This window comes from Micromonospora sp. NPDC004540 (assembly GCF_040610095.1).
Lineage (GTDB): Bacteria > Actinomycetota > Actinomycetes > Mycobacteriales > Micromonosporaceae > Micromonospora.
Genome location: NZ_JBEXLR010000157.1, coordinates 1 through 8875 on the forward strand (window position 1 = coordinate 1; position 8875 = coordinate 8875).

An 8875-nucleotide genomic window follows, 5' to 3' on the forward strand; every position below is an offset into this window, starting at 1 on the left:
GCGACGACGAGCTGACCGACGCGGAGGCGCGCTCGCTCGCCGCCGACACCCGCGCCGCCGCCGTCGACGCCGCCGGCCCGGACACCCGGGGCGGGGACGCGACGGACGACGGGGCGCCGGAGTCGGAGCGCCGGTGACCGATAGCGCCGGGGACGCGGGTTCCGGCCCGGATCGCGGGGAACGCGACCGGGCCGGAACGGACGGCCGGCTGGTCGACGGGTACGCCCTGGTCGTCTTCGACCTGGACGGGGTGATCTACCTGATCGACCGGCCGATCCCCGGCGCGGTCGAGGCGGTCGGCAGGCTGCACGCCGAGGGGCGCGCGGTCGCGTACGCGACGAACAACGCCTCGCGCCGCTCCAGCGAGGTGGCCGACCTGCTCACCGGCATGGGTGTGCCGGCCGGGCCGGAGGAGGTGCTCACCTCCGCGGCCGCCACCGCCGAGCTGCTGCGGGACCGGCTGCCCGCCGGCGCGCCGGTGCTGGTGGTCGGCGCGGAGGCCCTGCGCGCGGAGTTGCGTGCCGTGGGCCTGCGCCCGGTGTCGACGGTGGACGAGGAGCCCGCCGCCGTGGCCCAGGGATACGGTCCGCAGGTCGGCTGGTCCGACCTGGCCGAGGCGTCGTTGGCGGTGCGGGCGGGCGCGCCCTGGTACGCCACCAACACCGACCGCACCCTGCCCAGCCCGCGCGGCCCGCTCCCCGGCAACGGCTCGCTGGTGGCGGTGCTGCGCACCGCGCTGGAGCGGGATCCCGACGTGGTGGTGGGCAAGCCGGAGCCGGCGCTGTTCGCCACCGCCGCCCGCCGCGCCGGCGCGGGGCGGACCCTGGTGGTCGGCGACCGGCTGGACACCGACATCGAGGGCGCCCGCCGGGCCGGCCTGGACAGCCTGCTGGTGCTGACCGGCGTCAGCGACGTGGCCGAGCTGCTGGCCGCGCCCGAGTCGCGCCGGCCCGCGTACGTCTCCTTGGACCTGGCCGGGCTCTTCGACCCGGCGGCCGTGGTGCGGGTGCCGGGCGCGGCGGACGCCGGCGGCTGGTCGGTGACGGCGACCGACGCCGGGCTCGCCCTCGACGGCGCGGGACGCCCGTTGGACGCCCTCGCGGCGCTCTGCGCGGTGGCCTGGTCGACGGCGGCCGGCCCGCGGGTGCGGCCGGCGTCCGACGCGGCGGCGGAGGCCCTGGCCGTGCTCGGCCTGGCGGACTGACCGGCCCGCTCAGAGCAGTTTGCGGAGCTTCATCAGGTCGAACGGGTTGGCCTTGACGGACACCCGCCGGGAGCCCACCGCCTTCATGATGTCGAGCTGACCGTACACCAGCGCGACCAGGTCGTCGCTGCTGGTGCTCAGCGCGATCTTCGCCTTCGGGTCGTCGCCGTCGGCCAGGTCGACCAGCCGGCCGCCCTCGATGCGCCCGTGGAACGCGGTGTCCAGGTCGGTGATGCGGCAGGCGAGGGTGCGGTCGAGGTCGATCTTCTCCTGCGCTTCGGCGTGCCGGTCCAGTCGGGCGGCCAGGTCCTGCAACGCCTGCCGGCACTCGTCCACGCTGGCCACATCGTCTCCTCACCACGCGCCACGCCGTTTCCCGGCACCGTACCGCAATGGGGCGTCCGGGGCGCCCGGTAGCGTGACACCTGCACACCCCGCCCCGCGGAAGGACTCAGGCATGCAGGACGCGTGGCGCGCCTACCTCGAGCTGGCCATGGGCCTGACGGAGGCGCCCCGGAAGAAGGCCCAGGACGCCGTGAAGCGCGTCGTCGGCCAGGGCGGCGCGACCGCCGCCCAGCTCCAGTCGCTCGCCGAGGAGCTGGTCTCCACCGGCCTGGCGAACCGGGAGGCGCTGACCAAGCTGGTCCGCTTCGAGGTGGACCGCGCGCTGGGCGCGGTCGGGCTGGCCACCTCCGACGAGGTCGCCGAGCTGACCCGCCGGGTGCACGACCTGGAGCGGCGGCTGCGCGAGGCCAGGGCCACCGGCGTGCCGGAGGCGCCCGCTCCGGAGGCCGCCGCCCCGCGCGCGGCGGGCGGCCTCGGCGCGGCCGCCGAGACCGCGGGCGCCGGCGAGGTGACGCCCTCCGGGGAGTCGACCGCCGAGCCGGCCGCGCCGGCCGCCGAGGCGCCGGTCTCGGCGCCCCCCGTGCCCGCGCGGACCAAGGCGGTCGCGAAGAAGGCCGTGGCGAAGAAGGCGATCGCGAAGAAGCCGGCCGCCACCGTCGCGCGGACCCCGGCCGAGGAGTCGCCGGCCGCACCGGTGCGCCCGGCGAAGAAGGCCGGCGGCCGCAAGCCGGCCGGCGGTGCCGACTCGTGACCGCGCCCTTCCGTCCCGGCCCGCCGTCCGGCCCACGCCCAGGGCCGCCGCCGGCCGGTCCCCGGCCCGGCCCGCCCCCGGGCGTACGGCCGGCGCCGGTCGAGGAGGTCGGCGAGGCGCGGCACCCGGCCGTGGACGCCGCCGTGCAAGCCATGATCAACGCCGAGGGGCTCTCCCCGGCGGACCAGATCGCCCAGTACGAGGCGGCGTACGAGACGCTGCGCGAGACCCTGGCCAGCATCGACCAGGCCTGAGGAGAGGCGGGGGAAGAACCACCGATGGCACGTCGTACCCGGCTGGATGCCGAACTCGTCCGCCGCGGCCTGGCCCGCTCCCGTGAGCAGGCCGCCGCGCTGGTGGAGGCCGGTCGCGTCCAGCTCCGCGGGGTGCCGGCCCGCAAGGCCGCCGCGATGGTCGACCCGGCCGACCCGCTGCTGGTCACCGGCGAGGACCCGGCCGCGGAGTACGTCTCCCGGGGCGGCCACAAGCTGGCCGGCGCGCTCGCCGCGTTCACCCCCGGCGGGCTGACCGTGGCCAGCCGGCGCTGCCTGGACGCCGGCGCCTCCACCGGCGGCTTCACCGACGTGCTGCTGCGCGCCGACGCCGCCGAGGTGGTGGCCGTCGACGTCGGCTACGGGCAGCTCGCCTGGTCGCTGCGGAACGACGAGCGGGTGCAGGTCTTCGAGCGCACCAACGTGCGTACCCTCACGCCGGAGGCGATCGGCGGCCCGGTCGACCTGACGGTGGCCGACCTGTCGTTCATCTCGCTGCGGCTGGTGCTGCCCGCGCTGGCCGGCTGCACGCGGCCCGACGGCGACCTGGCGCTGATGGTGAAGCCGCAGTTCGAGGTCGGCAAGGAGCGGGTCGGCGCGGGCGGGGTGGTCCGCGATCCGGAGCTGCGCGCCGAGGCCGTGCTCGACGTGGCCGCCGCGGCCGCGCGGCTCGAGCTGGGCCTGGCCGGTGTGGCCGCCAGCCCGCTGCCCGGGCCGAGCGGCAACGTGGAGTTCTTCGTATGGTTACGCCGGGACGCGCCCGCCGCGGACCCCGACCGGGTGCGCGCGGTGGTGGCCGCCGGCCCGCAGGGATTTCCGGCCGCCGGGCCGGAGGCCACGACTGAGGAGGTGTCCGGGTGAGCCGGACCGCTCTGCTGGTGACGCACACGGGGCGTCGGCGCAGCACCGAGCACGCCCGCGCGGTGGCGGCCGACCTCATCGCGGCCGGTTTCGAGGTGCGGGTGGTCGCCGAGGAGGCCGACGACCTGGACCTGCCCGGCGTGGTGCCGGTGACCGGCCCGGAGGCCGCCGAGGGCGCGGAGATCGTCTTCGCGCTGGGCGGGGACGGCACCTTCCTGCGCGCCGCCGAGCTGGCCCGCCCGGCCAAGGCGCCGCTGCTCGGGATCAACCTCGGCAAGGTGGGTTTCCTCGCCGAGGCGGAGATCGACGACCTGGACAGCGCGGTGCGCGACGTGGTCGGGCGCAACTACACCGTGGACGAACGGCTCACCCTCGACGTCACCGCCGAGTTCGAGGGCGGCCCGACCATCGAGTCGTGGGCGCTGAACGAGATCAGCGTGGAGAAGGGCGAGCGGGCCCAGATGCTGGAGCTGCTCGTCGACGTGGACGGCCGGCCGCTGTCCCGCTACGGCTGCGACGGCGTGGTCTGCGCGACCCCCACCGGCTCCACCGCGTACGCGTTCTCCGGGGGCGGGCCGGTGGTCTGGCCGGAGGTGGAGGCGCTGCTGCTGGTGCCGATCAGCGCGCACGCGCTGTTCAGCCGCCCCCTGGTCACCGCGCCGACGTCCACCTTCGCGATCACCGTGGACCCGTTCACCACCCTGGCGGTGCTCTGCTGCGACGGCCGGCGGGTCTACGACCTGCCTCCGGGCGCCCGGGTCACCGTGCGCCGGGGCGCGCTGCCGGTGCGCATCGTCCGGCTCCGGGCGCGGCCGTTCACCGATCGGCTGGTGGCCAAGTTCGACCTGCCCGTGCAGGGCTGGCGCGGCAGCCGTCGCTGACCGACGGCTCAGCGAAGACCGTCGGGCCGACCCCGCGTCGGCCCGTTCGGCGTACCCGGGTCCGGCCGCGGCCGGGTTACGGTAGGAGTCCTTCCCCGACGACGGCACGCCGCGCCGGGTCCCGGCGTCGGTCGCCGGCACCGGGCTGGGCGGGCGGGTCCCGCCAGTGTGGCGGCGGGTTCGTCGGGGCCGGCAACGCCGTCCCCGAGGGACGGCGATCGGGGCGTTCGGGCTGCGCCGAGGTGGAGTCCGGGCGGGGCGGTGAGGCCCGTGTCCGCCCGGACCGCGCGGTCCGGCGGTCGTGGCCCTGGCCAGGGGGTGGTCGGGTCCACGACGGTCGGGGTGCCGGAGGAGTCGCGGCCGGCCGCGGCGGGCGGACGGCGAGCCGCGCCCGGCCGGGTTTCGACCCCGGTCGGGTCGGCCGGATCGGCGAGCCGCCGTCGGAGGAAACGGCGGCTCACGAACCGGGCGGCGACGCACACGTTCCGGCACCCCCGCCTTCGGCCCGCCCCGGTCAGCGTGCCTGACCGGCGTGCCACGGGCCGCGTCGCCCACGGCAATCCGCCCGACATCCGGTGGTCCGACCGCGGTCGCCCCGTGTCCACCTGGCGACATGTCGCCGGTGCGGCGCGGCGTACCTAGTGACCGACCGATGATCTCCGTCGCAGACTCCGGACGGCCGGCCTCCATCCCCCCCGGAGGCCGGCCCCCGAGCAGAGGAGCCCATCGCATGCACCGGTCCCCACGCTGGCTCGCCGCCGGCGCGGTCGGCGCGTTGGTGGTCGGACTCGCCGCACCGGCGTCCGCCGACCCGCCCGCCCCGCCCGCCGGCCCGAGCCCGGCCGCGCCCGCCCCGGGCGCCGCACCCGTCCGCATCACCCTGATCACGGGCGACCAGGTCGACCTCGCCCCGGCCGCGCCGGGCCGGATCGCCGCCACGGTCCGTCCCGGCCCCGGCCGGGAGCGGATCACCTTCCACACCGTGGAGGCCGACGGCGGGCTGCGGGTGCTGCCCAGCGACGTCGTGCCGTACGTCTCCGCCGGGGTGCTCGACGCCGACCTGTTCGACGTGCAGGAGCTGGTCGCGGACGGGTACGGCGACGCCGCGCAGGGCGCGTTGCCACTGATCGTCCGCTACCAGCAGCCTGCCGCCGGCCGGGTCCGGCCGCTCGCCGGCGCGACCGCCGCCCGGCCGCTGGAGAGCATCAACGGCGCGGCGCTGCGGGTCGGCAAGGGCGACCTCGGCGGCCTGTGGACCACGCTGCGGGGCACGCCGGAGGCCCGGACCACCGCCGGCGTGCCCCGGCTCGGCGCCGGCATCGCCCGTGTCTGGCTGGACGGGCGGGTCCACGCGGACCTGGAGCGCAGCGTGCCGCAGATCGGCGCCCCGGCGGCCTGGGCGGCCGGCCGGGACGGTAACGGCGTCCGGGTGGCGGTGCTCGACACCGGCGTCGACGCCGGCCACCCCGACCTGGCCGGTCGGATCGCCGAGGCGCAGGACTTCACCGGCAGCGGCAGCGCCCGGGACGGCCACGGCCACGGCACCCACGTGGCCTCCACCATCGCCGGCAGCGGCGCCGCGTCCGACGGGCTGCGCAAGGGCGTCGCGCCCGGCGCGCAGCTGCTGGTCGGCAAGGTGCTGGACGACGGCGGCCGCGGCTACGACTCGTCCATCATCGCGGGCATGGAGTGGGCCGCCCACTCCGGCGCGAAGGTGGTCAGCATGAGCCTCGGCGGCCCGGCCACCGACGGCACCGACCCGATGAGCCAGGCGGTCAACGACCTCAGCGCCGAGACCGGCACGCTCTTCGTGATCGCCGCCGGTAACGAGGGTGCTCCGGGTACGGTCGGGTCGCCGGGCGCGGCCGGCGCCGCCCTCACCGTCGGGGCGGTGGACCGCGACGACAACCTGGCCGACTTCTCCAGCCGCGGCCCCCGGATCGGCGACAACGGCCTGAAGCCGGAGATCACCGCGCCGGGTGTCGGCATCGTCGCGGCCCGCGCCTCGGGCACCACCATGGGTACGCCGGTGGACGAGGCGTACACGCGGGCGTCCGGTACGTCGATGGCGACCCCGCACGTGGCCGGCGCGGCGGCGATCCTCGCCCAGGAGCACCCGGACTGGACCGCCGGGAAGCTCAAGGACGCGCTGGTCAGCACGACGAAGGCGAACCCCGCGCTGACCGTCTTCGAGCAGGGCGGCGGCCGGGTGGACGTGGCCCGCGCGCTGAGCCAGCGGGTGTACGGCTCGGCCACCGCCGACTTCGGCCGGGTGAACACCGGCGGTGCCGTGGCGGAGCGGACCGTGACGTACACCAACGGCACGTCCTCCCCGCAGGCCCTGCACCTGGCCCTGGAGGTGCGCAACCTGGACACCGGTGCGGCGGAGACCGACGGGGTGTCGCTCGACGCCACCGAGGTGACCGTGCCGGCCGGCGGCAGCGTGGCCGTCCCGCTGCACGCCGACCCGGCGAAGCTGGACCGGGGAGTGCACGGCGGGTGGCTGGTGGCCACCGGCGCGGACGGCGTCGCGGCGCGGACGGCCGTCGGGCTCACCCTCAGCGGCCCGATCCACACCGTCACCCTGCGCGCGCTGGACATGGCCGGCCAGCCCGGCCTGGCGTCGGTGTTCACCCTCTTCGGCGAGCACTCCGAGTCGGACCACCTCGGTTGGATCCCGAACGAGGTGCAGGTGCAGGTCGAGGAGGGCCCGTACCTGCTCGAGGGGCTGATCGAGCACGGCGCCCCGCTGGACGAGCAGATCACCCTGGTCACCGACCCCGAGCTCATGGTGGATCGCGACCTCACGGTGGTCCTCGACCCGCGCAAGGGCACCCCGGTGCGGATCGAGACGCCGAAGCCGACCGAGCAGCGCGCGGTGATCAGCTTCTATGAGCACCGGGTCTTCGGCAACGGGCGGCAGGTCGACCACGGCGTCATGAACTTCAGCACGACCCAGCAGGTCAACGTCACCCCGACGCGGCCGGTGAGCCGGGGCGAGTTCGAGTTCGCCTCCCGCTGGCAGCTGGTCGCGCCCATGGTGGACGCCCAGGTCAGCAACGTCTCCGGTCCGCTGGACATCAACCTGCTGGGCCAGTCGCCGGCTCCGGCGGGCCGGCGGAAGCTCCCGCTGGTCTGGGCGGGCGACGGCACCGCCGCCGAGCTGGCCCGGGCCGGGGTCCGAGGTGCGGCCGCGCTGGTGGCCGGCAGCTACGACCGCGCCGAGGAGGACCAGATCGCCGACGCCACGGCGGCCGGCGCCGCCATGGTGCTCATCGTCCGCCCGGCGGACCGCAGCGCGTGGACGGTCTGGCGCCCGGACGGCGATCGGTTGGCGATCCCGTCGCTGGTGGTCGCGTACGACGACGGACAGCCGATGATCGCGGCGGCGAAGCGCGGCCGGGCGACCCTGGACGTGACGCTGACCGTGGACAGCCCCTACCTGTACGACGTGTGGCAGGTGTCGAAGGGGCGGGTCCCGGAGCGGATCGTGCACCGGGTGACGGCGGACAACACCGCCGAGGTGACCGCCCGCTACGCCGACACCGGCGGGTCCGACTGGGCCAGTGAGCAGCGGTTCGGCTGGCGCCCCTGGCAGGAGTACTCCTGGAACGACGACCAGCGGATGGTGCGTACCGGCACCACCCGGCAGGAGTTCGTCAGCGCCGGGGACTCCTGGTGGCAGCAGCGGGTGCTGCACCGACTCACCTGGTCCTGGGGGCCGCTGCTCGGCGGGCTCACCGAGCAGCCGCGGCGGTACGCCGCCGACGACCGGGTCACCGAGACCTGGCACGCCCCGGTGGTCCGGCCGGCCGTGCCGGCGAGCGGCGGAGCGCCGGTGCCGACGCGTACCGGCGACACCCTGGACCTGCGGGTGGTCGAGTTCGTCGACGCGGACGGCCACTACGCCCCGGCCGGCTGGGGCGAGGAGCAGGACACCGTCGAGCGCCGGCTGAGCCGGGACGGACAGCAGATCGCTGACCTCTCCAGCGGCTGGGCGCCGGTGCCGACCACCTCGGGTGCGGCCCGCTACCGGCTGGACCTGACCACCGAGCGCTCCTCGGAGGAGTGGCGGCGGTCCACCCGCACCGAGACGGCGTGGGAGTTCACCTCGGCGCGTCCGGCCGGTGACGCCGCCCGGCCGCTGCCGCTGCTCCAGGTCGACTACGGGGTCCCGGCCGACCTACGCGGCGAGGTGGCCGGCGGTCGGCCGCACCGGCTCGAGCTGACCCTGCGCCAGCCGGCGGGCCTGCCGGCGCCGACCGGCGGCACCGTCCGGGTCGAGGTGTCGTTCGACGGCGGGCGGAGCTGGCGGGCGGTGCCGGTGCAGGGCTCGGGTACCCGGTTCACCGCCGTGGTGCCGGCCGGGCACGGCACGGTGTCGCTGCGCACGCACGCCCGGGACCGCGCCGGGAACACCGTCGAGCAGACCGTGCTGGACGCGTACGGGCTGCGCTGAGCGGGGCGGGCGGGGCGCGCCGACCACGTGCGCGAGCACGAGGCGTGGGGGCTGGGCGTCTACTCGTACTTCAACCAGAAGGTGGACATCCGCTGCGACCGG

At 76.7% G+C, this 8875-nt stretch carries 7 protein-coding genes; 6 read left to right on the forward strand and 1 reads right to left on the reverse strand.

The annotated features are described in order from the left end of the window. Positions 1–208: 208 nt before the first annotated feature. On the forward strand, positions 209–1204 hold the full coding sequence (locus ABZV78_RS30400) for an HAD-IIA family hydrolase (protein ID WP_355644125.1): 996 nt from the start codon (positions 209–211) through the stop codon (positions 1202–1204). A 9-nt stretch (positions 1205–1213) separates the two neighbouring features. Here the strand turns inward: ABZV78_RS30400 and ABZV78_RS30405 are convergent, their stop codons facing one another. Then, positions 1214–1549 (reverse strand): SCP2 sterol-binding domain-containing protein, encoded by a 336-nt coding sequence (locus tag ABZV78_RS30405; protein WP_355644116.1) that lies wholly within the window; start codon positions 1547–1549, stop codon positions 1214–1216. A 112-nt stretch (positions 1550–1661) separates the two neighbouring features. Between ABZV78_RS30405 and ABZV78_RS30410 the strand changes: the two genes are divergently transcribed. The 5 genes from ABZV78_RS30410 (at position 1662) to ABZV78_RS30430 (ending at position 8773) form a co-directional block, all read left to right on the forward strand. Then, a complete protein-coding gene (locus ABZV78_RS30410; protein WP_355644117.1) occupies positions 1662–2300 on the forward strand; it encodes a hypothetical protein in 639 nt (212 codons plus the stop codon). Then, entirely contained in the window at positions 2297–2554 is a 258-nt protein-coding gene (locus tag ABZV78_RS30415) for a hypothetical protein (RefSeq protein WP_355644119.1), read from the forward strand. Before ABZV78_RS30410 ends, ABZV78_RS30415 begins: the two co-directional genes overlap by 4 nt. A gap of 24 nt (positions 2555–2578) precedes the next feature. After that, the gene (locus ABZV78_RS30420; RefSeq protein WP_355644121.1) at positions 2579–3433 is read left to right on the forward strand and encodes a TlyA family RNA methyltransferase; all 855 of its coding nucleotides are present in this window, start codon (positions 2579–2581) and stop codon (positions 3431–3433) included. Further along, a complete protein-coding gene (locus ABZV78_RS30425; protein ID WP_355644122.1) occupies positions 3430–4314 on the forward strand; it encodes an NAD kinase in 885 nt (294 codons plus the stop codon). The genes ABZV78_RS30420 and ABZV78_RS30425 overlap by 4 nt, the downstream gene beginning before the upstream one ends. A gap of 730 nt (positions 4315–5044) precedes the next feature. Beyond that, complete coding sequence (locus tag ABZV78_RS30430) at positions 5045–8773, forward strand: S8 family serine peptidase (RefSeq protein ID WP_355644123.1); 3729 nt, start codon at positions 5045–5047, stop codon at positions 8771–8773. Positions 8774–8875 lie beyond the last annotated feature (102 nt).